Consider the following 26355-nt stretch of genomic DNA (forward strand, 5'->3'; position numbering starts at 1 on the left):
GCCCCTGCTCGGCGCACCACTGCTGGACGCCCGCCAGTGCCGCCAGCCCGTACCCGGAGCCACCCGAGAGCATATGAGGGCGTGGGGGTGGGCACTGACCGCACCGGAGCGCAGCGCGTCGGTCTGGGCGGTGCAGGCGGCGCCGCCGCGCACGTCCACGGCTGCCAGGGTGCCCGGTGGGGGCAGCACCACGGTCACACCGGTGCGGAAACCGTCACCGAGGCGTTGGGCGTGCCCGACGCGCACGCCCGGGACGTCGGTGAGGGAACCCGAGGGGTGTGGGTCGGAGTCGTGCCGGTCGACCGGGGCTCCGCCCTCATGTGCCCCGGCACCGGATCGGCTGAGCACAGACCCGTCGCCCTCCACCGCGACCTCGCCCCCGTTCACAGCAACCCCGCCCGCGCCACCGCGTCGAAGCCGAGCTCGAGGTCCGCCAGCAGGTCGGGCAGGTCCTCGATGCCCACCGACAGCCGCACCGTGCCCGGGGTGATGCCCGCCTGGAGCTGCGCCTCCGGCGAGATCTGGCCGTGGGTGGTGGTGGCAGGGTGGACGGCCAGGGAGCGCACGTCCCCGATGTTGGCGACCAGGGAGTGCAGCTTGAGTGCCGAGACGAAGGTGAGGCCCGCCTCGCGCCCACCGGGCAGGTCGAAGGCGATGATCGCGCCCGCACCGTGGTCGGAGTACTTGTCCACCAGGGCGCGGTAGGGGGAGTCCGCCAGGCCCGAGTAGCTCACCGCTGCCACGTCGTCGCGGTCGTGGAGCCACTGGGCGATGCCCTGGGCGTTGGCGACGTGACGGTTCATGCGCAGCGACAGGGTCTCCACGCCCTGGGCCAGCAGGAACGCGTTGAAGGGGGACAGGCAGGCGCCCTGGTCGTGGAGCTGCTCACCGCGCAGCTTGGCGGCGAAGGCCATGTTGCGCCCACCCGGGGCCAGAGGGCCCCCGGTCCCGAAGTCACGGGCGAAGACCAGGTCGTCATAGCCGGGCAGCGGTTCGTTGAAGTCCGCCCAGCGGGTGGGATCCGCGGAGAAGTCAAAGGTCCCGCCGTCCACCACCGCGCCCGCCAGGACGGTCCCGTGCCCGGAGAGGTACTTGGTGGCGGAGTGGACCACGACGTCCGCGCCCCACTCCAGGGGCCTGATCAGGTAGGGGGTGGCCACCGTGTTGTCCACGACCAGGGGCACGCCGTTGCGATGGGCGACTTCGGCGACCGTCTCGATGTCGAGGACGTCACCGCGAGGATTGGGCAGGGACTCCCCCAGGAAGAGCTTCGTGCGGGGGGTGACGGCCGCCTGCCAGGAGGCCGGGTCCGCCTGGTCGTCGACGAAGGTGGTGGAGATGCCGTGCTTGGAGAGGTTGTTGGCCAGCAGGGTGCGCGTGCCTCCGTACAGGCTGGCGGAGGCCACGACGTGGTCCCCGGCATTGGCCAGCGTGAACACCGTGGCCGTCACAGCGGCCTGGCCGGAGGAGAGCAGGACGGCGGCACTGCCGCGCTCGAGCGCCGCGATGCGCTCCTCGACCACGGCGACGGTGGGGTTGTTGACGCGGGCGTAGGTGAAACCGGTGCGGTGCCCGTTGAACAGCTCCACCGCCGTCTCCGCGTCGGGGAACACGTAGGCCGTGGTCTGGAAGATGGGCAGGGCGCGCGCACCCGTGGAGGGGTCGGGCACCTGCCCGGCGTGGACCTGGGTGGTCGTGAACCCCCAACGGGGCCGGGGCGCAGCCAGTGGGTGGGGTCGGGGATGCTCCGGGACGTCGGGGTCGCTCATGGTCATTCCTCTCCGGGGAGGAGTCCCCGCCCCAGGGCGAGGAGGTCCTCCGGTTCCAGTCCGTGCTCCAGAAGGTAGCGTGCGGGGGACCCCCACCGCTCGGACACGCGTACGAGGTCGGCCCCGGTGAGCGAGGGCGGACCCGATCCCAGGAGGTCCGCGGGTTCCGGACAAGTCGCGACCGTGGAGGACGTCGATGTGGGAACGTGAGCGGATCGGTCGGTCAGGATTGGACCTGTGACGCCGGCGAGGACCAGACTGTCGTCGTGTGGGGTTGGTGACACCGGAATCCCGAGAATCCGCGGCATTCCGCGAAATGTGGGAGGCGCTCACGATGCCACACAACCCCACTGACCGGACGAATGTTGAAACTGTCTCAGCGGGGGGAGCGCGCTTGTCCCATGGCCCTCACACAGACTGATCCATCACGCAGGAACTACAAGGTCGCCGTCATTGTCGGCGTCATCGCCGGCATCGTCGGCGCCATCGTCAAGTTCGGCTGGGAGGTCCCCCTCCCCCCGCGTACCCCCGAGCGCGCGGTCACCAACCCGCCCCAGGCATTCCTTGAGCTGCTCGGCTTCTCCGACAACTTCGTGCACTCCTCGTACGCCTACAACGGCAACGACGGACTGCCCTGGGTCTCCTTCATCGTCCACTTCGGCTTCTCGATCTTCTTCGCCGTCCTCTACACCGTGCTCGCCGAGCGCTTCCCCCAGGTCAAGCTCTGGCAGGGCGCTGCCTTCGGTGTCGCGATCTGGATCGCCTTCCACGTCGTGATCATGCCCCTCATGGGTGTCGTCCCCGCCCCCTGGGACCAGCCCTTCGAGGAGCACTTCTCCGAACTCTTCGGCCACGCCGTGTGGATGTGGGCCATTGAAATCTTCCGCCGCGACCTGCGCAACCGCATCACGCATGAGCCCGATGCGGAGTTCGCGCTGGACACCCGCACGGTCTGAGACCTGCGGACGGGTCGCCCGGGGCGGCCCTGCACTGCCACTGAGGGGGCGGGCCGATCACTCGGCCCGCCCCCTTCGTCGAAGTCCGCTCACTTCTGCCCTCGAGGTCCGCTCAGTTGGGGCCGCGAAGTCCGTCCTCGAGGGGGGTGCGCCTCTCCCGTGCGTGTGCCCTCGTCCTGTCCTCCCGGCCCGGCAGGTCCGGGACCGCCCTCGTACGATGACGACGTGACCACCCAGACGAAGGCCCCCGGCACCCTCCGTGACGCCGTGGAGGCCCTGTCCGGCAGGCACATCGCCGTACTGACGGGGGCGGGTGTGTCGACGGACTCCGGGATCCCGGACTACCGCGGGCCGGACTCGCCGCCGCGCACCCCGATGACGTACCAGCAGTTCGCGGGCGACCCCGTGTTCCGGCGCGTGTACTGGGCGCGCAACCACGTCGGGTGGCGACACGTCCACGACACGCGTCCCAATGACGGGCACCGGGCGCTGGCCCGGATGGAGCGCGACGGCGTGGTCGCCGGTGTGATCACCCAGAACGTCGACCTCCTGCACGAGCAGGCCGGATCGCGCACCGTCATCGACCTGCACGGGCGCTACGACCGGGTGGTGTGCCTGACCTGCGGGCGGGTGATCTCCCGCGAGCACCTGGCCGGGCGCCTGGAGGCGTTGAACCCGCACTTCGTCGACGACCTGGCGGGGGAGATCGGGGACATCGAGATCGCCCCCGACGCCGATGCCGTCATCGAGGACACCTCCGGGTTCGTGGTCGCGGACTGTGAGTACTGCGGGGGCATCCTCAAGCCCGACATCGTCTACTTCGGGGAGGTCGTGCCCCACGAGCGGGCAGAGCGTGCGTTGGCGCTGGTGGACTGCTCGCAGGCGCTCCTGGTGGCGGGGTCCTCCCTGACGGTCCAGAGCGGGCTGCGCATCGTCCGCCGCGCGGTGGCGGACGGACTCCCGATCGTCGTCGTCAACCGCGGCGCGACGAGGGCGGACCGCCTCGCGACGGTCAAGGTCGATGCCGGAGTGACCGAGACGCTGGTGGGGTTGGCTGAGGCGTTGGGGTGAGATGGTCAGGCGCCCGATGAGGTTCGGCAGCCGTGACCAAGCTGTCGGGATGCGTCGCCGGAAGTCCGTGGGATCCGAGATGGTCGGCAGTTCTGACGCAGGGTCCCGGCTCCCGGACGCGGGGTCGCCGGGAACCGAAATGCCGGACAGCGCCCAGATGCACACGCCAAGGCATACCGTCGGAACATGACGAACACAGGAGAATCGGAGGGGGAGGAACCGGACCCGGTTCCTCCCCCTCCGTGACCCCGCATGCGCGGGGAGCATTTGCCGATCCTCGAGCAGCCAAGAGAGCACTCTGGATCATTCCTCGATCACAGATCGATTCCGGGCCTAGAGATCACTCCTTGACCACGGAGCGATTGCCGGTCTACGATCATGAACAAGGCGTCGGCGGTAGGCGGGCCACCGATGCCCTCGACCCTATCCCGTCCGAAGGGATCAGTGCGTGAGGCGATGAAGCCGAGCGAGCTCTCACCTGCACTGCGGGTGTGCTGGGCGAAGACGGATCAGTCGGAGGGTGACCACCCCACGGTGTGGCTTCCCCTGGTCGGTCACGCAATGGACGCAGCTGGCGTGATGGGTCGACTCTGGGACGACTGGTTGAGCCAACACCAGAAGGCGCTCCTCGCCGAGCCATTCGGGGCGGCGTCGGCACCCGAGCCGGACCAGGCGGCACGACGTGTGTTGCGGTTCCTGGCTGCCGCGCACGACTGCGGCAAAGCATCGCAGAGTTTCGCCGCACAGGTGGCGCCCCTGGCCCGCAGGATGCGCGTCGACGGTGGCATCGATGTCCCCAGCATGGACACCGTTCGCCAGCGCGGTTCCCGGGACCTGTCCCACGGTCGTGTCGGTGAAGTCATCATGACGCGCGCTCTCACGTCCCGTGGCGCCTCCCGTGGAACCGCCCGCGCCCTCGCCTCCGTCGTGGGGTCCCATCACGGGATGACCGTGGACTCGCGAACCGTGCGCGACACACGGGAGCGTGAGTCGGAATGGGGAGACGCACCCGGTGCGACGGCACGGACCCGGTGGGCCGATGTGCACGAGGAGTTCATCGACTTCTGCCTGGGTCTGTCGGGCGCGGAAGAGGATCTCCGTCTTCCCCTCCGCCTGCCGATGTCCTTCCTCACCCTGGCATCCGGTCTGACGATCGTGGCCGACTGGATCGCGTCGAACGCGACCTACTTCCCTCTCGCCGATTTCGATGACGTCGACTTCCGCTATCTCGGTACAGGTGGCGAGCGGGAGCGCCTGCGCCGGGCCTGGGAGTCCATCGACCTGCCCGTTCCCTGGAATGTGGTGGATGCGGGCGAGGACGCCACGGCCCTCCTGCGTCGGCGCTTCCGATTGGGGGAGGACGCCCACGCCCGACCGCTCCAGGAAGCAGCCGTCGAGCTGGCCCGCAGCGGGGACGGACCGGGCATGCTTCTCATCGAGGACGCGATGGGTTCAGGCAAGACCGAGGCGGGCACCCTTGCGGCCGAGCTGTTCGCCGCACGCACCGGCGCGTCGGGCTTCCTCTTCGCCCTGCCCACGCAGGCCACCACCGACGCGATGTTCTCCAGACTGCTCACCTACCTGGGAACCGTCGCGGACGAGAAGATCGCAGCTGCCGCCAGTGCCGCCCATGCGGAGGTCACCGCATCCCTGCTCCACGGGCGCAGTCGGTTCAACAAGGACGCCAGCAGGCTCTTCAGTTCCGGACGGGACATGCTGGAACTCGCCCTCCGGGGTCTCGAGCACCTCGGGGATCCGGGAGACGTCGGTCGCGACATCCCGCTCGATGCGGGTGGGGGCACCGTGGTGGCCCATCCATGGCTGAGTGGGCGGAAGAAGGCCCCTCTGTCCGAGTTCACCACCGCGACGATCGACCACCTGCTGCTCGCCGGCCTGAAGTCGAAGCACCTGGTCCTGCGTCACCTGGGTCTGGCCCAGAAGGTGGTCATCATCGATGAGGCGCACGCCTCGTCGGACCACATGAACGTCTTCCTGGAGGCGGTCCTGCGCTGGCTGGGCTGCTACGGGGTGAGCGTGGTGATCCTCTCGGCCACACTCCACCGTGAACTGCGCCAGCGCTTCGCACTCGCCTACCTCCAGGGCATGGGGGCAGGCGGTCGTCTGTCGCCTTCGCAGGATCTCGGGCTGTCCGTGCTGGCGGAGGGCACGCCCGTTCCGCCCTACCCGAGGCTCATGCGGGTCCAGGCGGACGGGGTCACCGTCTGTGCCATCCCCGCCGCGCTGCCCCCCAGCCGGGTCCTGGTCCGGGCCGAGACCACAGGCTCCGACCCTGAGTGTGTCGCGGACCTGGTCGACGACCTGGCCCGGGACGGGGGATGCGTTCTCGTCGTCCGCAACACGGTGGGGTCAGCGCAGGCGCTGTACCAGGTCCTCCGGGAGCGACACCCGGCCGGCGAGGGCGAGGACGCGGAGGTGCGACTCATGCACTCGCGCTTCACGGCTGAGGACCGCCGGGCGAACGACACGTGGTTGTTGGACCACTTCGGCAAGGAGGCCACCGGGGAGAACCGGAGGCGTCCCGAACGATCGATCGTCGTCGCGACCCAGGTGGTCGAGCAGTCCCTCGACATCGATTTCGACACCCTGGTCACCGACCTGGCACCGGTGGACATCCTGCTCCAGCGCATCGGCCGCATCCACCGGCACGCGGGCCGCGTGCGGCCCAGGGCACTGTCCACACCTGTCTGTCATGTCCTCGGAATGCCGAGTGACGCCGGAGCCGTTCCCGAGATGGACCGTGGTTCGACCTTCGTCTACGGGGCCTGGGCGCTGCTCAGGGCCGCCCTCGTCCTGCGTGGTGCGGGAGACGTCGAGGGGCAGTGGGTGGACCTGCCCGCCGACATCGGCGCCCTCGTCGAGGAGGCGTACGAGGGTGACCTCCACGTTCCGGATGCCTGGCAGACACGCATGGCCGGTGCCCTGCAAGCACGGGACCGGAAGGTGGCGGATGCGCGCCTCAGGGCCGGGACCTTCCTCGTCTCCGACCCGCCGTGGGACGCGCAACGACCGACGTCACTCGACGGGTGGCTCTCGGTGTCGGCAGAAGGGGACGAGGACGGCCAACGTGGCTTCGCCAAGGTCCGTGACGGGGACGACTCCGTGGAGGTCATGCTCCTGCGCAGGACGACGGATGGCCTCCAGGCATGGGCGCCCCCTGAAGGTGGTCACCCCGAGGACCTGCGCACCGACCTCCCTCCGAGTCGCGCCGCCGTGCGGGCACTGGCCATGTCGACGGTGAAGCTGCCGGCCTCACTCACCAACCCCCGTGTCGTCGATCGGGTCATCGACGAGATCGCGGGGCGCTGCTACTGGCAGGCATGGCAGGAGTCCCCGGATCTGCGAGGCCAGCTGTTCCTCGTCCTGGGCGACGACGGCACCACGGTGGACGGCAGGCAGGTCACGTACTCATCGGAGTTGGGACTGAGGGTCACGGAGAAGGAGAGCGCATGAACATGGGACGGTTCAACCTGGTGGACGAGCCCTGGATCCCGGTGGAGACCCGAGACGGCACCGGCGCGCTCGTCTCCTTGAGTGGCGTGTTCGACCGGAGCAGGGAGATCGCACGCATCGGGGGTGAGGTCCCCACACAGTCCTTCGCCGTCCTCGGGCTGCTCTCCTCCGTCCTCAGACGGGTCATGGTGCGCTCATGGAGTCCCACGCTGAGCGCGCAGGACATCCAGATCGGTCACAGGGCCAAGCCCTGGGGGATCGGGGAGTGGGAGCAGGTCGCCGAGGATCCTGATGCCGCCATCGAGACGGTCCTGGACTACCTCGACGAGTTCCACGACCGCTTCGACCTGCGGGATCCCGAGCGCCCCTTCTACCAGGTCGCGGATCTGCGCACCGGCAAGGGGGAGTACTCCGGACTCGAAGTGCTCCTGGCGGACGTCCCCAACGGGGAACCCTTCTTCACCACCCGTCTGCGCGAGGGCAACCGGAGGATCAGCTGGGCGGAGGCGGCGCGATGGCTCGTCCACGTCCAGGCCTTCGACCCCTCCGGCATCAGGTCCGGTGCCGTCGGAGACCCACGCGTGAAGGGCGGGAAGGGCTATCCCATCGGAGCGGGGTGGGCGGCCCAGATCGGTGGCCTGGTCGTCGATCGGGACAGCCTGTGGGACACGCTCCTGACGAACCTCGTGCCGAACGGAGTGGGGGGTCTCAGTTTCGACGAGACCACGGACCTCCCTCCGTGGGAACGCCCCCAGCTCTCCGAGCAGGAGGAAGCCCGAGGAGGGCGCGATCCGAGAGGGCCCGTCGACCTGGCGACCTGGCAGTCCCGGCGTGTTCGACTGGTCGGCAGCGACGAGGGCGTCGTGGGCATCGTGCTCTGCCAGGGCGATCGGGTCACGCCGCAGTTCCGCCAGCACCTGGAGCCGCGCACTGCGTGGCGCTACTCGGAGCCGCAGACGAAGAAGGCGGGAACCATCGTCTACATGCCCCAGGAGCTCGACCCGGCGAGGTCCCTGTGGCAGGGGTTGGAGGCCCTGCTTCCGGGAACCTCCCCCCAGGATCCGAGGGTGAAGGTGTCGAAGGCTCCGCGCCAGATCCCTCCTGCACTGTCGGAGTGGTTGGAGAAGCTCATCGAGGCGGGGTTCCTCTCGGCACAGGACATTCGCTACCACGCGACCGGCGTGAAGCTGGGGAGCAACAACTCCGTCATCGTGGAGCTCCTCGACGACTCCGTGGTCCTGCCCCGCGCCGTGTTCGAACCGCAGCAGGAGAACTTGCGCAACCGGGTCGTGGATGCGGCACGGCTGGCACAGGACCTGGCTCGTGAACTCGGCTACTTCGCCGCCAACCTCGCCCGGGCTGCGGGGGCGGACTCCACGGATGGCGAAGAGGCTCGGGCTCGCGAACAGATGATCGCAGCGGTGGCTCCCGAGTTCGCCCAGTGGGTCGTCGACGTCTCACCGGAGACGATCGGTGCGGACCGGGTGGAGTGGGCGACTCGGTTGTGGAGGCTCAGCGAGGACGAGGCGCAGGTCCTCATCGCGGGTATCCCGCCCGAGGCCTTCGAGGGTCGCGCGACCTCGCGCGGGGACATGGATGCCGGGCTCGCCGAGGTCTACTTCAGGTCACGACGACACAAGCTCGGTGTCGACCCGAGGCCCACCACCACGGACATGACACCGACGCACCAGGGAGAGGAAGGAGATCCGCATGAGTGACGAGAACGCGGTGAAGGGGGTGACGCGACACCTGGGGCACATCGGTCGGCTGGTCGACGGTCGTGTCTCCCGCTTGCAGGAGGCAGCCACGGGGAGCGTCGACGCCCCTTGGGCTCGAGCCGTCCTGGCGGGACTGCGGTCCGCCGTCCGTCAGGAGCCCGGGTCCGTGCCCGAGGTCTGGGAGTGGACCGAGGTCGAGGTCGGGCCGCACGCTTCCGACGACCCCACACCGGAGGAATGGGCCGTGCACGCCGCCCTGTGCCTCTACGCCATCCACCAGCAGGGGCGTCCCGACAAGATGCACAGGCAGGGCCACGGACTGGGAGGGGCCGTGCGGGAACTGGCCGGCGGGGACGCGGGCCTGGACTCACCTGTCCGCAGGCGGTTCGCCAAGGTGCTCACCGCAGGCTCCACCGAGGAGTGCCTCCACCACCTGCGTGGTCTGGTCACCCAGTTCCGCAGTGCGCAGCCCTCCATCGGGTTGGACTACGCGATGCTCGCCGAGGACATCCTCCGCCTCCAGCAACCCGGCGGCGCTCCCGCTGTGCGGTTGCGCTGGTCCCGGCAGTACTACCGCACGAGCCACGAAGACAACAACCCAATCGTGAAGGAGAACAACTGATGAGCACCTACGTCGACATCCACATCCTGCAGTCGGTCCCGCCGAGCTGCCTGAACCGCGACGACACGGGCTCTCCCAAGTCCGCCGTGTACGGAGGGGTCCCCCGGGCCCGTGTCTCCTCCCAGTCCTGGAAGCGGGCGGTCCGCCTGGACTTCCGCGACCACGTCGACGAGGAGGCCATGGGCCGCAGGACCAAGCGCGTCGTCGAGGAGCTGGCCGAGGCCCTCACCGATCTGGCGGAGCGCGACCCGGAGGTGCCCGAGGAGGTCCGTGAGCGGGCCGCGTCACTCGCAGAAGCCGCCTTCAAGGCCGCAGGCATCAAGGTCACCGAACCCAAGCGGAAGAAGGGCGAGTCCGAGGACGCCCCCGCCCGCGCAGCTGAGTCCGGGTACCTCCTGTTCCTCTCCGCCGCCCAGATCAGGAACGTCGCCGAGCGGGTGGTGGAGATCGTCCGGGACGAGGGAGTCGATGCCATCGCTTCCCACAAGAAGGACCTCAAGGCCGCCCTCAAGCAGGACAACTCGCTCGACGTCGCGCTGTTCGGCCGTATGGTGGCCGACGACACGGACCTCAACGTGGATGCTGCCTGCCAGGTCGCCCATGCCCTGTCCACGCACACCGTCACCTCGGAGTTCGACTTCTTCACCGCCGTGGACGACGCGAAGTCCGTCGAGGAGGGTGATGCCGGGGCCGGCATGATGGGCACGGTCGAGTTCAACTCGGCGACCCTCTACCGCTTCGCCACCATCAACGTCGACGCGCTGTGCACCAACCTCGGCGACCGCACCAGCACCGTGGAGGCCGTCCGGCAGTTCCTCGAGTCCTTCGTCCGATCCATGCCGACGGGCAAGATCAACACCTTCGCCAACCGCACCCTTCCCGAGGTCGTCGTGGTCTCGCTCCGTGATGACCAGCCCGTCTCCTGGGTGGGGGCGTTCGAGCGTCCGGTCAGGACCATTGACTCCGGGGTCGTGGAGCCCTCCGTGGCCGCCCTCGTCGACACCGCCACCGGCATCGACGACACCTACGGCCACCCGGCCGTGCACCGGTGGGCGTCCGCGCTGCCGCAGTATCGGGACCGCGTCGCAACCATCGCCGATGTGGCCCCCCTGCCCACCACCGTCGACTCGGTCATCGATGCGGTGGCCGACAGGATCCCGGAGGAGCAGTGAGCGTCCTGCTCCTGCGGCTGGCCGGGCCCATGCAGGCCTGGGGTGATTCGAGCCGGTTCAGTCGCAGGCTCACACGGCGGGAGCCCACCAGGTCGGGAATCCTCGGGATGCTGGCGGCCGCGCAGGGCCGCAGACGTACGGATCCCGTCGAGGACCTGCTCACCCTGCGTTTCGGTGTCCGCACCGATCAGCCGGGACGGGTGCTCCGCGACTTCCAGACCGCCCGGAGCCTGGACGGTGCGGCCACGATGCCACTGTCGGAGCGCTACTACATCACGGATGGCGTCTTCCTCGCAGGGGTGGAGGGGGATGACGAGTTGATCGAGGGTCTCGCGGACGCCGTCCGCTCACCTCGATATCCGCTCTACCTCGGCAGGCGCTCCTGCGTACCCTCCCGGCCGGTCTTCGCGGGTGTCGAACAGGAGGACCTGGAGGCCTCGCTGCGGGACGCGAAGTGGCAGGCATCGGACTGGTTCCAGCGCCGACAGTCCCGGCGCTCCGCGGACGTGACGTACAGGTGTGCGCTGTCGCTGGACGGACCGAGTTCTGCACCGGGGAGGGCGGACTCCGTGGAACGCGTGCGGGACGTCCCACGATCGTGGGACCCACGAAGGCGCGAGTACGAGTGGCGCGAGGTCACGCACACGACCGTGGAGGTGCCCATGACACGAGCGGACGACACGCGGGACACCCGCAGCACCAGGCATGACCCTTGGGAGGAACTGTGATGGACGGACCCCACTACCTGACGCGCATGGAGATCAATCCCCGACGCCGGGCCGCCCGACGTTACCTGGGATCGCCCCAGGTCATGCATGCCGCCGTCGAGGCAGCTTTCCCCGCCTCATCCGCCGGAGAGCGTCGACTGTGGCGGATCGACCGGGTGGGGGAGGGAGTGTGGCTGTACCTCGCCAGCGCCTCCCGTCCGGACCTCACCCACGTCGTCGAGGAGATCGGACGTCCGGCAACCCAGGGCTGGGAGACGAAGGACTACGCGCCCTTCCTCGACAGGCTCGCGGTGGGTCAGGTCTGGGCCTTCCGCCTCACCGCGAACCCGACGCACTCGGGTCGGCGGAGCCGGGACTCCGCCGACACCCAGCGTTTCGGCCACCTCACGGCGACGCAACAGGAGGCGTGGTTGGGAGCGCGGCTGGCAGGGTGGGGTGCTCGGTGCGCCGGCACTGCCCAGGACCCGGGAGATGAGGACGGCAGTACGCCGTTCTCCTTCACGGTGGTGGGACGGGAGGTCGTGCAGTTCAGCCATCAGGGTGCAGGAACGGGTCGTCGCCGGGTGACGTTGACCCGGACCAGCTACGAGGGCGCCCTCGAAGTCGTCGATCCGCAGACCCTCAGGTCCGTCCTCGTCAACGGAATGGGGCACGCGAAGGCGTACGGGTGCGGTCTCATGACGCTGGCACGGCCGTGAACACTGTGGAAGGGGTCCTGGGAGGAGGAACACCGTGTCCGTGAGTGGTGCGCCGCCCCCGCCGGTGTCCCTCCTCCCGCGGGTGGAGGACAGGCTGAGTTTCATCTACGCCGAGCAGTGCGTGGTGCACCGTGACGACAATGCGATGACGCTGCGCAATGACCGGGGCGTGGTGCATGTCCCGATCACCATGATGTCGGTGGTGCTGCTGGGGCCGGGGACGACGGTGACGCACCAGGCCATGACGCTCATGGGGCAGTCGGGGACCTCGATGGCGTGGACCGGCGAACGCGGAGTCCGGGTCTATGCCTCGGGACGCTCCCTGGCGAGGTCCAACCGCATGCTCAAGGCGCAGGCCCGCAAGAGTTCCGTCCGCACCGAGCGGCTGGCAGTTGCGCGGGCCATGTATGCGATGAGGTTTCCCGGTGAGGACGTGTCGGGCCTGTCGATGCAGGAGCTGCGAGGACGGGAGGGCGCCCGGGTCCGGCGCATCTACCGGGAGAACGCCGAGCGGACCGGGGTGGAGTGGAAGCGGCGGGACTACAGGCCCGATGACTTCCTCGACTCCGATCCCATCAACCAGGCCCTGTCGGCGGCGAACACGGCGCTGTACGGGATCGTCCATGCAGCGCTGGTCGGGCTGGGGTGCTCGCCGGGACTGGGGATCGTCCACGACGGGCACGACCTGTGCTTCCTCTACGACGTGGCGGACCTGTACAAGGCCGAGACGACGATCCCGATCGCCTTCGACACCGTGGCGGAGGACGAGGGAGATGTCGCGAACACTGTGCGTCGGCGGATGCGTGACGTGGTCTTCGAACGTCATCTGCTCCAGCGGACGGTGGCGGATGTGCAGGAACTCCTTGGTGTCTCCCGGGAGTCGGAGGAGTTCCTGGAGGCCGATGTCGTGAGCCTGTGGGACTACCAGCGGGAGAGACTCGCTGGTGGCACCAACTACGATCTGGACTTCTGACATGCAGGTCCTGGTCCTGAACTCCTGTCCGGCAGGGTTGAGGGGAGACGTGTCGCGCTGGTTCATGGAACTCGCGCCGGGTGTCTACGTGGGTCGGGTGTCGGCGCGGGTTCGCGACCAGCTGTGGGATCGCATCGTCGAAGCGGCCGGTCAGGGACGGGCTCTGCTGATCTATCCGGCCAGGAATGAGCAGGGTTACGTCGTCCGCGAGCACCAGTACGGGTGGGGGATGGAGGACTTCGACGGCATCGTGCTCATGCGTCGGCCGCCAGAAGGACGCGATCCGGTGGACGGAGTGCCGTCGGACAAGCCTCCGAGAGGATGGTCGACCGCGGCCCGGAGGCGCAGGTTCGGGAGGAAGTGACCAAGTTCGTGGGGGGCGTCTGTCCCGTGCGTGCGTAGCAGATACGGGTCGCGGACGCCCTCCCGTGAACCTGAGCGCAGAAGGCGCAAGGCTGCAATCCATGTAAATTGACCGGTGCCGTATCGGTTGGCGCAGGTCAGCCACTGTGCTCCCCGCGAATGCGGGGATGATCCCATGTTCCTCAACGCGCTCCGGATCGAGAGTGGGTGCTCCCCGCGAATGCGGGGATGATCCCTGATGAATAGTTATAACTAATGATTAGTTAGAGTGCTCCCCGCGAATGCGGGGATGATCCCCCGTGGCGGTGATAGTACTATTAGAGGTAAAGGTGCTCCCCGCGAATGCGGGGATGATCCCGAGGTCGGCCTAAATGCCGTCCTGTGCAAGTCGTGCTCCCCGCGAATGCGGGGATGATCCCCCTGGCGTGGCTGGGGCGATGAAGATAACGTGGTGCTCCCCGCGAATGCGGGGATGATCCCCGTGCGCCACTCCTCCAGAGCCGTCACCACTGGTGCTCCCCGCGAATGCGGGGATGATCCCCGCTGGGTGCGTCTCATCGTGACCGCAGAGCCGTGCTCCCCGCGAATGCGGGGATGATCCCTGTCAAGGATGGCACCGGCGCGTCGAGGTTGAGTGCTCCCCGCGAATGCGGGGATGATCCCGAGAAGGAATACGTGGAGCAGACGGGAGCCGCGTGCTCCCCGCGAATGCGGGGATGATCCCCAGTGTTCACGACACGCGAGGTCGCGGACATGGTGCTCCCCGCGAATGCGGGGATGATCCCACGTCCGCGTCGCCCGACTCGTAGATGAGCTGGTGCTCCCCGCGAATGCGGGGATGATCCCCTGCGATGCCATAGTCCCGTGAACTGGGCGCTGGTGCTCCCCGCGAATGCGGGGATGATCCGCCGGGCACCATCATCGGCTTGACCGTGTACGAGTGCTCCCCGCGAATGCGGGGATGATCCCAATAGCGTACCGGGTAGGGCGGTATAGTTACAGTGCTCCCCGCGAATGCGGGGATGATCCGGCAGGACATGCCGATGGTGTTGACCGTCAAGGGTGCTCCCCGCGAATGCGGGGATGATCCGCATAAGGGCTCCCTTCCTAACCAACAGGTTAGGTGCTCCCCGCGAATGCGGGGATGATCCCACGTCCGTGAACACCGGCGCTTCCTGCAAGTAGTGCTCCCCGCGAATGCGGGGATGATCCCTCGGCGCGGCTGTTCGTGTCGAAGTCCGACCAGTGCTCCCCGCGAATGCGGGGATGATCCCAGGAGGACGCTCACGTCGGTCTCCGGGTCGATGTGCTCCCCGCGAATGCGGGGATGATCCCTCGGCTGCCTTCCCGAGGCCGTTGAAGGCGCCGTGCTCCCCGCGAATGCGGGGATGATCCCACTCGGCTCCCGGGCACGCTGACGCGGGCGAGGTGCTCCCCGCGAATGCGGGGATGATCCCCGCCGTCTCCCACCCGACCATCGGGCAGAACAGTGCTCCCCGCGAATGCGGGGATGATCCCTGGGACCGTGGGGAGGTCCGGATCACCTCAACGTGCTCCCCGCGAATGCGGGGATGATCCTAAGCCGAAACACCTTGCCTAGGCAAGGTGTCGGTGCTCCCCGCGAATGCGGGGATGATCCGCGGAGGCCGTCGCCATCCCCACCCGGATCGACGTGCTCCCCGCGAATGCGGGGATGATCCCCCCGCCGGGGGCGGCGGCACCCTCTCCTACGTGTGCTCCCCGCGAATGCGGGGATGATCCCGCCGAGGTGCAGAACGCCCTCGCCCAGGCCCTGTGCTCCCCGCGAATGCGGGGATGATCCCTAGGTCTTTAGTCCTTACTACGTCTGACGTAGGTGCTCCCCGCGAATGCGGGGATGATCCCTGAATAGCCGGGCGTGAGAGGTCCGGCCAGTCGTGCTCCCCGCGAATGCGGGGATGATCCTGGTTAGGGTATTGTTTACACGGGCAATAGGGGGTGCTCCCCGCGAATGCGGGGATGATCCCGCTTGCATGTCGCGGCGCCAGACATAGAGGCCGTGCTCCCCGCGAATGCGGGGATGATCCTACCGACCGTCTCGCCGTTCATCGCAGCGTGGGGTGCTCCCCGCGAATGCGGGGATGATCCCGGATGGGACGCTTACATTCCCTCCAAACTCGAGTGCTCCCCGCGAATGCGGGGATGATCCCGCGATCACCTACCCGGTGTTCGGTGCGCTGGAGTGCTCCCCGCGAATGCGGGGATGATCCTCGGGATCGTCCATGCGGTGTCCGAACAAGATCGTGCTCCCCGCGAATGCGGGGATGATCCCTGGGACAGGGAGGAAGTCCGGATCACTTCAACGTGCTCCCCGCGAATGCGGGGATGATCCCGCGCGGCATGTCGGGTAGCCTACAGGTGGGACGTGCTCCCCGCGAATGCGGGGATGATCCCAATAGCGTACCGGGTAGGCCGGTATAGTTAGAGTGCTCCCCGCGAATGCGGGGATGATCCCAGTTAGAACTATTGATTAGTTATAACTAATGAGTGCTCCCCGCGAATGCGGGGATGATCCCGCGACGGGAGAGCGTGAGGGTGGGGGCGTAGCGTGCTCCCCGCGAATGCGGGGATGATCCTAGTTAGAACTGATGAATAGTTATAACTAATGAGTGCTCCCCGCGAATGCGGGGATGATCCCTGAATAGCCGAGAGTGAGAGTCTCGGCCAGTCGTGCTCCCCGCGAATGCGGGGATGATCCCGCTTCAGGGGAGGCTCCTTTCTCAATGAATTTGTGCTCCCCGCGAATGCGGGGATGATCCCAGGTCGGGCAGCGTGCCCAGAACGTCTGTGATGTGCTCCCCGCGAATGCGGGGATGATCCGTACTCAGCGGCCATCACCTACGTGCGTGTCCTGTGCTCCCCGCGAATGCGGGGATGATCCCTACTCGCGGGGGAGACCCGCCGGTCCGCCGACGTGCTCCCCGCGAATGCGGGGATGATCCCTGCCAGGCTCAAGCTCTACCACCGCAGAGATCGTGCTCCCCGCGAATGCGGGGATGATCCCTGCGCATCCTGCAGTTCCTGCAGGGCGTCCACGTGCTCCCCGCGAATGCGGGGATGATCCCTGCTTTCGCACGTCGCCATAGGTGTCGCTGAAGTGCTCCCCGCGAATGCGGGGATGATCCCACTCGCGGCGCGGGGCCAGCAGCGCCTCTCACGTGCTCCCCGCGAATGCGGGGATGATCCGTTATGGAAGATATAGTTAGAACTATAGCTATAGTGCTCCCCGCGAATGCGGGGATGATCCGCCGGGCGCTGCTACTGGAGGTGCGATCACGGGGTGCTCCCCGCGAATGCGGGGATGATCCCTGATGAATAGTTATAACTAATGATTAGTTAGAAGTGCTCCCCGCGAATGCGGGGATGATCCCACATACCCACGAGGGTACCTGTGGATACTGTGGTGCTCCCCGCGAATGCGGGGATGATCCGCATAAGGGCTCCCCCACTTAGGCAAGCCTTACGTGCTCCCCGCGAATGCGGGGATGATCCTCTGACTTAGGTTTAGGTCATCGGCAAGGAAGCGTGCTCCCCGCGAATGCGGGGATGATCCCTAATGATTAGTTAGAAGTTATGGAAGATATAGGTGCTCCCCGCGAATGCGGGGATGATCCTGATTAGTTGTAATGGGGAGGGGAATGTCTAAAGTGCTCCCCGCGAATGCGGGGATGATCCCAGCCATACAGGGATTCACTCACCCCCACGGCAGTGCTCCCCGCGAATGCGGGGATGATCCCACATGTTCGATGATGGACCATGCCGTGGGCATGTGCTCCCCGCGAATGCGGGGATGATCCGCGCGAGCGCCTCGTCGTCGCCGACCTGCTCGGGTGCTCCCCGCGAATGCGGGGATGATCCGGCGGCCACCCACGAGTCCGCCGCGAACATGGAGTGCTCCCCGCGAATGCGGGGATGATCCCGAAGTCCTCTTCCTTGAGCCCCGTACCCCAGCGTGCTCCCCGCGAATGCGGGGATGATCCCAGGACGACGGCGTGCGAGTGACTGCCGTGGACGTGCTCCCCGCGAATGCGGGGATGATCCACGGACGGTTCCATTGAGCCCTTTTGCTGAGATGTGCTCCCCGCGAATGCGGGGATGATCCTGAGGAGTCCCTGCGGGTGTGGGCAGGCGACGTGTGCTCCCCGCGAATGCGGGGATGATCCCTGGGTCGGTGGCATCCCGGGACGCATCCTGGGGTGCTCCCCGCGAATGCGGGGATGATCCGGCCCTGGGGAAGGTGCAGACCGCGACCGGCTTGTGCTCCCCGCGAATGCGGGGATGATCCCTGGACGGCCTTCACAGCCGTCATCCGCTCCACGTGCTCCCCGCGAATGCGGGGATGATCCTCACCAGGTCGCCGGACAGCCCTCGGCCACCACGTGCTCCCCGCGAATGCGGGGATGATCCCATGCTCCGCAGGGAGTCAATCAAAGACATGAGGTGCTCCCCGCGAATGCGGGGATGATCCCGGCCGAGCCGAGAGGTTCGAGGGCAAGTTGAGGTGCTCCCCGCGAATGCGGGGATGATCCCGGCGCCGGCGCACCCTCCACTAGTGGGGCTGAGTGCTCCCCGCGAATGCGGGGATGATCCGCTCAGCGTGGAGGCTGACGGGCTGATCGGGCCGTGCTCCCCGCGAATGCGGGGATGATCCGTTCCTACTGTCCATTAGTTCCTACTGTCCGTGGTGCTCCCCGCGAATGCGGGGATGATCCCTGACCAGGAGGTAGCACGACATGAGCAACTTGGTGCTCCCCGCGAATGCGGGGATGATCCGCATGTGCTGACGTTCCCCACCTGGTTCACGGCGTGCTCCCCGCGAATGCGGGGATGATCCTACTAGGTCCATAGTCGTGTGCTGACAAGCGGAGTGCTCCCCGCGAATGCGGGGATGATCCCGAGCCCACGGACTTGGGGCCGCCCATGATGGAGTGCTCCCCGCGAATGCGGGGATGATCCCGAGATGCGCGAGAGCTTCGAGGCGTCTGGGAAGTGCTCCCCGCGAATGCGGGGATGATCCGAAGCGGAAGCCCTTGCCGACTCCTACGGACTGGTGCTCCCCGCGAATGCGGGGATGATCCCGACGCTGACCTCGACAGCCTGTTCAAGTTTGAGTGCTCCCCGCGAATGCGGGGATGATCCCGAGGACGTCGGTGAGGTCCGCGCGCCCCTGGAGTGCTCCCCGCGAATGCGGGGATGATCCCTTGCAGATGTCCTCGGGGTCGGGCCGGGGGAAGTGCTCCCCGCGAATGCGGGGATGATCGGCTCTTCACGATTGAGGGTGTTGTTGGGGTCTGAATCCTCCGGCCTCGAGCAGACTGCGGGCGATGTAGTTTGTGAGGTTGCGGAATCCCAAGGCTGAGCCGCGCAGGTGTTCCAGTCGGCCATTGAGGGCCTCGGTCGGACCATTGGAGGTGTGGGGGCGCTCGAAGTAAGCCAGGACGTCTGCGGCACGCCGCTTGAGGGTGCGTCCCAGCGTGGTGATCTCCGCGAGGACGGAGGGGACTTCGCGGCTGATGGCATCAATGAGGTGGGCCAGCTGGTCTCGACCGGCGGCCCGGTCGGGGTTGCGGTAGGCACCCACGATCTTCTGGTACACGCTCCAACTGGCTTCCACCTGGGCGTGTCGGTCCTGGGCGAAGACGGCCTCCAGGCGGGTGCGCTGCTTGTCTGTGAGGAGATCCATCCCGGTGTGCAGCGTCCGACGCACCCCGTACAGAGGGTCCCCGGACCTGCCACGATGCCCGGTGGTCTCCTGCTGGACGCGCTGCCTGGCGTGGTCCAGGGCATCACCGGCGAGCTGGACAACGTGGAAGGGATCCATGACCGCATGCGCGTCGGGGAGTTCTTCCTTGGCTGCGGTCTTGAACCCGGTGAACCCATCCATGGCGACCACCTCAATCNACGCGCTACCCGCAGTGTCACCGGTCTCCAGCCCGAGGGCTCGTGGGCGAGACGACGGACCACGGTGTCACGGGGAATCCCCTCACACCCACACTCGCGACACCACCGGTCATCCTCCACCACCCGGCAGGCCACCTCGCAGCGATCCGGGAGGATCCTCTGGCCTACCACCACGAGGCCGAGGTCATCCAAGCGGGCGAACGTGGTCAGATCAGGGCGCGTGAAGGTAGCGTGGGACACGTCGGGGTCTTTCAGATGGGCTGTGTAGGAACTCCCATCATCGGAAGACCCCGACCCTCACACCCACCCCGACACGCCAGCCAGACCCAAACCCCCGCTACACCCTTGATTACGAAGAGCCGCTATAGGCGTGTGTGCTCCCCGCGAATGCGGGGATGATCCGCAGGACCGAGGCGCGGGCACGGCATTCGACGTGTGCTCCCCGCGAATGCGGGGATGATCCCATCAAGCGGTCCACAGACAGGATGCAGGAGACGTGCTCCCCGCGAATGCGGGGATGATCCCGCGAACTGGTACTTCGGGTCTCGCCTCTCTGCGTGCTCCCCGCGAATGCGGGGATGATCCCGCGCTCCAGTTGATGCGCATGGCGTTGCTGGGGTGCTCCCCGCGAATGCGGGGATGATCCCTGTGGCCGCCTCATGGCTGAGAGGCTACGCAGGTGCTCCCCGCGAATGCGGGGATGATCCGCCGGTGAGGGCGGCGAGGACCTGCAGGCTCGTGTGCTCCCCGCGAATGCGGGGATGATCCGAAGGGACCGCGGAGGGCGTAGTTGTCGATGGCGTGCTCCCCGCGAATGCGGGGATGATCCGTCGCCGGGGCTCATCTCGGGGCGGCACTCGATGTGCTCCCCGCGAATGCGGGGATGATCCCATCACCCAGTGGATCGGACAGCGCCGCCGGGAGTACTCCCCGCGAATGCGGGGATGATCCCCCCTCGGCCTGTCGCGAGTCCACACTGGCGAGGTGCTCCCCGCGAATGCGGGGATGATCCCTACCTGATCCGTGGAAATGGTCCGCTCAAAGGGTGCTCCCCGCGAATGCGGGGATGATCCCGTCAGCCACAACAGCCTGATCACGCAGTGCAAGTGCTCCCCGCGAATGCGGGGATGATCCCATCACCCGGTCCACAGTCGCAGCGGCCTTGATGTGCTCCCCGCGAATGCGGGGATGATCCCGGGTCATGATCGAGCCATCGTCGGGCGGGAAGGTGCTCCCCGCGAATGCGGGGATGATCCGCGGCGAGCTCCACCCCCAGACGCTGCCCATCCGTGCTCCCCGCGAATGCGGGGATGATCCGCTGGCCGTCCTCACTGCCGACGCCTCCCCGTTGTGCTCCCCGCGAATGCGGGGATGATCCGCGCTCGCGGCCATCGTCGCCCGGACGGAGAAGGTGCTCCCCGCGAATGCGGGGATGATCCGGCCCGTGGAGGTGGATGCACCGGACCCGGTGCGTGCTCCCCGCGAATGCGGGGATGATCCCTCGTCAACTGTCATCGGCTTCAAGCCACGTAGGTGCTCCCCGCGAATGCGGGGATGATCCGCCCGCGGCGCTCAGGCCGAGGATGAGGCCGGAGTGCTCCCCGCGAATGCGGGGATGATCCTCGAGGTTCACCCACCACGAGCCCTCGTAGACGGTGCTCCCCGCGAATGCGGGGATGATCCGTTCGCGGACTTCGACGAGGCCATGAGCAGCGTGTGCTCCCCGCGAATGCGGGGATGATCCCTCGCCTACGACCAGTGGAAGCGCGACCAGAAGGTGCTCCCCGCGAATGCGGGGATGATCCCTACTCCCGCGTGAAGGAACTTGGCGAGAAGGCGTGCTCCCCGCGAATGCGGGGATGATCCCTCCGAGATCACCGGGAAGCGGGAGTGGACCTGGTGCTCCCCGCGAATGCGGGGATGATCCCGTGAAGGTCTACGGCGGCGGCGTCAGCGAGGCCGTGCTCCCCGCGAATGCGGGGATGATCCCCTTCTCCATGTACGGGACCGGATCGGTGGGGGGTGCTCCCCGCGAATGCGGGGATGATCCCCGTCGGCGGCCCGCACCCATCCGTGAGCGGGTGTGCTCCCCGCGAATGCGGGGATGATCCCACGAAGGCCAAAGCCTCCACCGTCCATGTCCTGTGCTCCCCGCGAATGCGGGGATGATCCGTGGCGACACCACTTCTCGTCCTCCTTGAGGCCGTGCTCCCCGCGAATGCGGGGATGATCCCTCGGCGCGACTCACTTCCTTGGCCGCCGACTCGTGCTCCCCGCGAATGCGGGGATGATCCAAGGGTGTCCGTGGATGCAGAAGTTTCGCGAAGGTGCTCCCCGCGAATGCGGGGATGATCCCCTGCGCACGAAAGCCGCACAGCAGGACGTGGCGTGCTCCCCGCGAATGCGGGGATGATCCGGGAGGGTAGTTGTTTGGTTAGTCAAGTGTGTCGTGCTCCCCGCGAATGCGGGGATGATCCTGGGGTCTAGTCCCGGAGCGCTACGAGCAGAAGGTGCTCCCCGCGAATGCGGGGATGATCCCGCCGTACGCGGCCACGTCGTAGGGCGGCTGGGGTGCTCCCCGCGAATGCGGGGATGATCCCTGTGAACACATACAGTTCTAACTAATCATTAGGTGCTCCCCGCGAATGCGGGGATGATCCCTTGACCGGTCGGCCGAATATGACCTAGGTTTGGTGCTCCCCGCGAATGCGGGGATGATCCCTATTGATTAGTTAGAACGTTAGAACGTTAGAAGTGCTCCCCGCGAATGCGGGGATGATCCCTGTACCGGGTAGAGCGGTATAGTTAGAAGTAAGTGCTCCCCGCGAATGCGGGGATGATCCTAGCCGAAACACCCCCGCTCGGGGGTGTCGTGCGTGCTCCCCGCGAATGCGGGGATGATCCTGGCCCTGACGGCCGAACAACCCAGGGAACCCTGTGCTCCCCGCGAATGCGGGGATGATCCCGTCGTGCAGCGACTGGCGTACATCACGCTCACGTGCTCCCCGCGAATGCGGGGATGATGCCGGTATAGCGGGAACAGAACGAGTTCTGATGGTTCAGAATTGCCTGTCGATATTTCGCGATCGTAATCCGGACACGCTTTGGTGATAACGCCAAAATGTGTGAGCGGGCCCGTAGAATTACGCTATGGGAAAGATTGAGGTGACGGTGGAAGAATGGGATATTCTTCTTGACCACAAGAGACACGGGCCGACGGTCTTGATGCGTGAGAAGGCTGAGGCAATGCTCATGCTCGCCGAAGGTGCAGGCATTGATTTCGTTGCTCGCATTGTCGGACGTCAGCCCTCCACGGTCAATCAGTGGAAGAGGGACTTTGGGGAGTGTCGGTTGGCGTCCATCCATGACTTCAAGTTGGGGAACCTGAATGCTTCCAAGCTGACTGTCTCCCAACGGGAGGAAGTCATGGAGGTCCTGTCCCAACCACCCTCCCCGGACTTGGTGCCGAGTGGGTTTTGGACGGTGCCTGCACTGAGCGCGTGGGTCAGTGACCGCTTCGAGGTGACCTACGACAGTGACACGTCCTTGGTGTTCCTCCTCCACCAAGCAGGCTTGTCCTTCCATGGTGTGGAAGCGTTCGACAAGCGCCGGGCCAGCGACGATGTGATTGAGGTGCGCATGGGGGAGATCCAGGCGGAGCTCGCTGAGGACCTCGCCGACCCTGAGGTGATTGTGGTGGCAGCAGATGAGGTCCGCCTTGAGCACGAGGCGATCACGCGGCGGGCATGGTACAAGCGGGGTGAGAAGACGAAGCTGAAGGTCGACCGTCAGCGTCAGGCCCAGTCCTACATCGGGTTCCTCGACCAGAAGACGGGTAGCGTGCACCTGGAAGCAGTCGAGTGGCAAAACAGTGACACCATCATCACTGCGCTCACCAGTTTCGCACTCCACCACAAGGGCCACAAGATCACCATCGTGTGGGACAATGCAGGCTGGCACAAGTCGAAGAAACTCCGCCATGAACTCGCCACCAACCAGACGCTGGCCGGTATTCACTTGATCAACATGCCGCCCTACGCTCCCGACCACAATCCCATCGAACACGTCTGGGCAGAAGCCAAGGCCCAGATCTCCAACCTCCAACGCGACACGTTCGAACAGACCCGCCACGCGTTCGAAACATTCATCACCGGAAACACATTCCCCTACAAACTGTAAGAACTCGTTCTGTTCACGCTATAGGAACTAATGAATAGCTAGAGCAATACGGTGCTCCCCGCGAATGCGGGGATGATCCTACGTTACGCGTACGCGTACGCGAGACGCGGATGTGCTCCCCGCGAATGCGGGGATGATCCCGATTCTCAATAGTACTGTCGATGTGTGTGTGTGTGCTCCCCGCGAATGCGGGGATGATCCCTCAAGGGCGGGCACAACTCACTCGCACACTCTGTGCTCCCCGCGAATGCGGGGATGATCCCTGTACCGGGTAGAGCGGTATAGTTATAGGTATGTGCTCCCCGCGAATGCGGGGATGATCCTGCGCTCTAATGCAAAGGGGTGGGTAGGAATAGGTGCTCCCCGCGAATGCGGGGATGATCCCTTAGGTCAGGTTGGGCCGACCGGTCAAGTTGAGTGCTCCCCGCGAATGCGGGGATGATCCCCTCGCTTATGGCACGCGCGCAGAGAACATGGCGTGCTCCCCGCGAATGCGGGGATGATCCCCGCGTCCGCCCACCCGCCTCACTCGGGACGACGTGCTCCCCGCGAATGCGGGGATGATCCGCGGGTCATTTCCGTGTCTCTCGGTAGTAGAAGGTGCTCCCCGCGAATGCGGGGATGATCCCGAGGACGGCCAGATCGTCGCCCAGTCCATCACGTGCTCCCCGCGAATGCGGGGATGATCCGCTGGGGTACGGCGGGATCTCGGAGAGCGACGCGTGCTCCCCGCGAATGCGGGGATGATCCCAAGGGCCTGTCAAACGTGAACGGGGAGACCTTGTGCTCCCCGCGAATGCGGGGATGATCCCAACACCGGATGGTCCATCCGTGTGACCGAGACGTGCTCCCCGCGAATGCGGGGATGATCCGGACGCTGACGGCTACGACGTCGAGGTGGAGACGTGCTCCCCGCGAATGCGGGGATGATCCCTCGTCACGTCTGGAGCGTCAATGACGGACGGTGTGCTCCCCGCGAATGCGGGGATGATCCCCCGCGCGAGTGGGGCGGCCAGATCCCCCGGTAGTGCTCCCCGCGAATGCGGGGATGATCCCTTCCGGCTCTGTCCATGTGGGCCTACCTGCTTGTGCTCCCCGCGAATGCGGGGATGATCCCACCCAGACGCAGCGACGACCCCCGCCTACCAGGTGCTCCCCGCGAATGCGGGGATGATCCCCGGGGCGAAGCGTTCCCGGAACCTCACAGACGGTGCTCCCCGCGAATGCGGGGATGATCCGCGTCGAGCGGACTCTTCACGTTCTCTCTGACGGTGCTCCCCGCGAATGCGGGGATGATCCGCCTGACGGCCTCATGCAGTGGCTCCTCGGGAAGTGCTCCCCGCGAATGCGGGGATGATCCCATGTGACCCTCTACCACGGGGACTGCCTCGAAGTGCTCCCCGCGAATGCGGGGATGATCCCCCGCAAGCGCCGCGCCGCATGAAACAGCCCCCGTGCTCCCCGCGAATGCGGGGATGATCCGTACACGCGCGAGGAAATCGCGTGGGAGCAGGCGTGCTCCCCGCGAATGCGGGGATGATCCTCAAGTCACGAGCAGATTGGAGGCCCGACGTGGGTGCTCCCTGCGAATGCGGGGATGATCCGCCCAGACCCGCAGCTTGTGCGCGGATCTCGGCGTGCTCCCCGCGAATGCGGGGATGATCCCCGATGACCCGCCGCCAGCGCACCGGAGCCGTCGTGCTCCCCGCGAATGCGGGGATGATCCCTTGTAGATGTCCTCGGGGTCGGGCCGGGGGAAGTGCTCCCCGCGAATGCGGGGATGATCCCCCCTGTCCCGTCTCGTTGTCAACACACAACATGTGCTCCCCGCGAATGCGGGGATGATCCGTCACCGCCCTCGCCAAGCTCGTCCGCTGGGAGGTGCTCCCCGCGAATGCGGGGATGATCCTCCACTGACCACGGACCCTGCGGCGTCGGATTCGTGCTCCCCGCGAATGCGGGGATGATCCTGACCGGCTCGCAGTAGTGGAGGCAGAGGCGCAGTGCTCCCCGCGAATGCGGGGATGATCCGCTCAGGTCGAGTTCGTAGGAGACTCGCCAGAGGTGCTCCCCGCGAATGCGGGGATGATCCGGCCGCCGACCGCTCCGAGAAGTGGACCGCTGAGTGCTCCCCGCGAATGCGGGGATGATCCGTTCAGGGTCCGGTTCCGCACCGAGAAGGGGACGTGCTCCCCGCGAATGCGGGGATGATCCCCTCGCGCGCGTTGATGCCCTGGAGCTGTCCGGGTGCTCCCCGCGAATGCGGGGATAATCCGGCCGCCCGCGACAAGGCGCGGAAGCTGCGGAAGTGCTCCCCGCGAATGCGGGGATGATCCCTTGGTGCGGAGCTGGTCGCCCTGGATGCTGGCGTGCTCCCCGCGAATGCGGGGATGATCCCCATCCCCAGTGAATGGGATTCCCGTATGGGACGTGCTCCCCGCGAATGCGGGGATGATCCGCTCATGGACCAGTTGGGCATCAGTGCCTACGAGTGCTCCCCGCGAATGCGGGGATGATCCGTACACGCCAAGGGGCCATAACTCGTACTCGGAGTGCTCCCCGCGAATGCGGGGATGATCCCGCAACGGGCTGGCCGCCCTCCTTGGGAGCGGCGTGCTCCCCGCGAATGCGGGGATGATCCGTCCAGGGTGGTGCCGGGCTGGTGGCCGGGGATGTGCTCCCCGCGAATGCGGGG

13 protein-coding genes, 1 pseudogene and 3 CRISPR repeat arrays (1 of these 17 running past the window's edge) are annotated in these 26355 nt (G+C 66.7%); of the genes and pseudogenes, 11 read left to right on the plus strand and 3 right to left on the minus strand.

Annotated features, from left to right (window positions below; all coding sequences use genetic code 11):
• On the minus strand, positions 1-387 hold a 387-nt coding region (locus BQ9890_RS13145; RefSeq protein WP_230297954.1), incomplete at its 3' end, for a P1 family peptidase.
• Positions 384-1775 (minus strand): O-acetylhomoserine aminocarboxypropyltransferase/cysteine synthase family protein, encoded by a 1392-nt coding sequence (locus BQ9890_RS13150; protein ID WP_456047834.1) that lies wholly within the window; start codon positions 1773-1775, stop codon positions 384-386. The genes BQ9890_RS13145 and BQ9890_RS13150, both read right to left, overlap by 4 nt.
• 395 nt (positions 1776-2170) lie before the next feature.
• Between BQ9890_RS13150 and BQ9890_RS13160 the strand changes: the two genes are divergently transcribed.
• The 10 genes from BQ9890_RS13160 to cas2e all read left to right on the plus strand — a co-directional run bounded on the left by BQ9890_RS13160 (position 2171) and on the right by cas2e (position 13542).
• Entirely contained in the window at positions 2171-2725 is a 555-nt protein-coding gene (locus BQ9890_RS13160; RefSeq protein ID WP_075892107.1) for a YagU family protein, read from the plus strand.
• A gap of 225 nt (positions 2726-2950) precedes the next feature.
• Positions 2951-3796 carry a Sir2 family NAD-dependent protein deacetylase gene (locus tag BQ9890_RS13165; protein WP_078062466.1) on the plus strand — a complete coding sequence of 282 codons (846 nt, stop codon included), beginning with the start codon at positions 2951-2953 and terminating at the stop codon, positions 3794-3796.
• Positions 3797-4240: 444 nt separating this feature from the next.
• Positions 4241-7267 carry a CRISPR-associated helicase Cas3' gene (gene cas3, locus BQ9890_RS13170; protein ID WP_195907684.1) on the plus strand — a complete coding sequence of 1009 codons (3027 nt, stop codon included), beginning with the start codon at positions 4241-4243 and terminating at the stop codon, positions 7265-7267.
• A complete protein-coding gene (gene casA, locus BQ9890_RS13175) occupies positions 7264-8985 on the plus strand; it encodes a type I-E CRISPR-associated protein Cse1/CasA (RefSeq protein ID WP_195907685.1) in 1722 nt (573 codons plus the stop codon). The genes cas3 and casA overlap by 4 nt, the downstream gene beginning before the upstream one ends.
• Positions 8978-9607 (plus strand): type I-E CRISPR-associated protein Cse2/CasB, encoded by a 630-nt coding sequence (gene casB, locus BQ9890_RS13180; RefSeq protein ID WP_078062468.1) that lies wholly within the window; start codon positions 8978-8980, stop codon positions 9605-9607. Before casA ends, casB begins: the two co-directional genes overlap by 8 nt.
• Positions 9607-10779, plus strand: coding sequence for a type I-E CRISPR-associated protein Cas7/Cse4/CasC (gene cas7e / locus BQ9890_RS13185; protein ID WP_075892111.1), 1173 nt, complete (start codon positions 9607-9609; stop codon positions 10777-10779). The genes casB and cas7e overlap by 1 nt, the downstream gene beginning before the upstream one ends.
• A complete protein-coding gene (gene cas5e, locus BQ9890_RS13190) occupies positions 10776-11507 on the plus strand; it encodes a type I-E CRISPR-associated protein Cas5/CasD (protein WP_075892113.1) in 732 nt (243 codons plus the stop codon). The genes cas7e and cas5e overlap by 4 nt, the downstream gene beginning before the upstream one ends.
• Positions 11507-12205, plus strand: a complete 699-nt coding sequence (gene cas6e / locus BQ9890_RS13195; RefSeq protein WP_075892115.1) for a type I-E CRISPR-associated protein Cas6/Cse3/CasE — start codon at positions 11507-11509, stop codon at positions 12203-12205. Before cas5e ends, cas6e begins: the two co-directional genes overlap by 1 nt.
• Positions 12206-12287: 82 nt before the next feature.
• Entirely contained in the window at positions 12288-13178 is an 891-nt protein-coding gene (gene cas1e, locus BQ9890_RS13200) for a type I-E CRISPR-associated endonuclease Cas1e (RefSeq protein WP_230297955.1), read from the plus strand.
• A gap of 1 nt (position 13179) precedes the next feature.
• Complete coding sequence (cas2e, locus tag BQ9890_RS13205) at positions 13180-13542, plus strand: type I-E CRISPR-associated endoribonuclease Cas2e (protein ID WP_075892119.1); 363 nt, start codon at positions 13180-13182, stop codon at positions 13540-13542.
• Between the two features lie 145 nt (positions 13543-13687).
• Positions 13688-18842: a CRISPR direct-repeat array (repeat unit 28 nt; unit sequence GTGCTCCCCGCGAATGCGGGGATGATCC).
• 4 nt (positions 18843-18846) lie between these two features.
• Here cas2e and BQ9890_RS13210 read toward each other — a convergent pair.
• Positions 18847-19721 (minus strand): annotated as a pseudogene (locus tag BQ9890_RS13210) (ISL3 family transposase).
• A gap of 134 nt (positions 19722-19855) precedes the next feature.
• Positions 19856-22508: a CRISPR direct-repeat array (repeat unit 28 nt; unit sequence GTGCTCCCCGCGAATGCGGGGATGATCC).
• A gap of 123 nt (positions 22509-22631) precedes the next feature.
• Between BQ9890_RS13210 and BQ9890_RS13215 the strand changes: the two are divergent.
• Positions 22632-23660 (plus strand): IS630 family transposase, encoded by a 1029-nt coding sequence (locus tag BQ9890_RS13215; protein WP_075888578.1) that lies wholly within the window; start codon positions 22632-22634, stop codon positions 23658-23660.
• Positions 23661-23711: 51 nt separating this feature from the next.
• A CRISPR array of direct repeats spans positions 23712-26355; the repeat unit is 28 nt; unit sequence GTGCTCCCCGCGAATGCGGGGATGATCC (it continues 251 nt past the right edge of the window).

Source organism: Actinomyces provencensis (assembly GCF_900155435.1).
Classification (GTDB): domain Bacteria; phylum Actinomycetota; class Actinomycetes; order Actinomycetales; family Actinomycetaceae; genus Pauljensenia; species Pauljensenia provencensis.

What these genes read in the sequence shown, in the direction of transcription:
- BQ9890_RS13150 (WP_456047834.1), bottom strand. Translation starts at nt 1,775, where the DNA reads ATGACCATGAGCGACCCCGACGTCCCGGAGCATCCCCGACCCCACCCA.
- BQ9890_RS13160 (WP_075892107.1), top strand. Translation starts at nt 2,171, where the DNA reads ATGGCCCTCACACAGACTGATCCATCACGCAGGAACTACAAGGTCGCC.
- casA (WP_195907685.1), top strand. Translation starts at nt 7,264, where the DNA reads ATGAACATGGGACGGTTCAACCTGGTGGACGAGCCCTGGATCCCGGTG.
- casB (WP_078062468.1), top strand. Translation starts at nt 8,978, where the DNA reads ATGAGTGACGAGAACGCGGTGAAGGGGGTGACGCGACACCTGGGGCAC.
- cas7e (WP_075892111.1), top strand. Translation starts at nt 9,607, where the DNA reads ATGAGCACCTACGTCGACATCCACATCCTGCAGTCGGTCCCGCCGAGC.
- cas6e (WP_075892115.1), top strand. Translation starts at nt 11,507, where the DNA reads ATGGACGGACCCCACTACCTGACGCGCATGGAGATCAATCCCCGACGC.
- cas2e (WP_075892119.1), top strand. Translation starts at nt 13,180, where the DNA reads ATGCAGGTCCTGGTCCTGAACTCCTGTCCGGCAGGGTTGAGGGGAGAC.
- BQ9890_RS13215 (WP_075888578.1), top strand. Translation starts at nt 22,632, where the DNA reads ATGGGAAAGATTGAGGTGACGGTGGAAGAATGGGATATTCTTCTTGAC.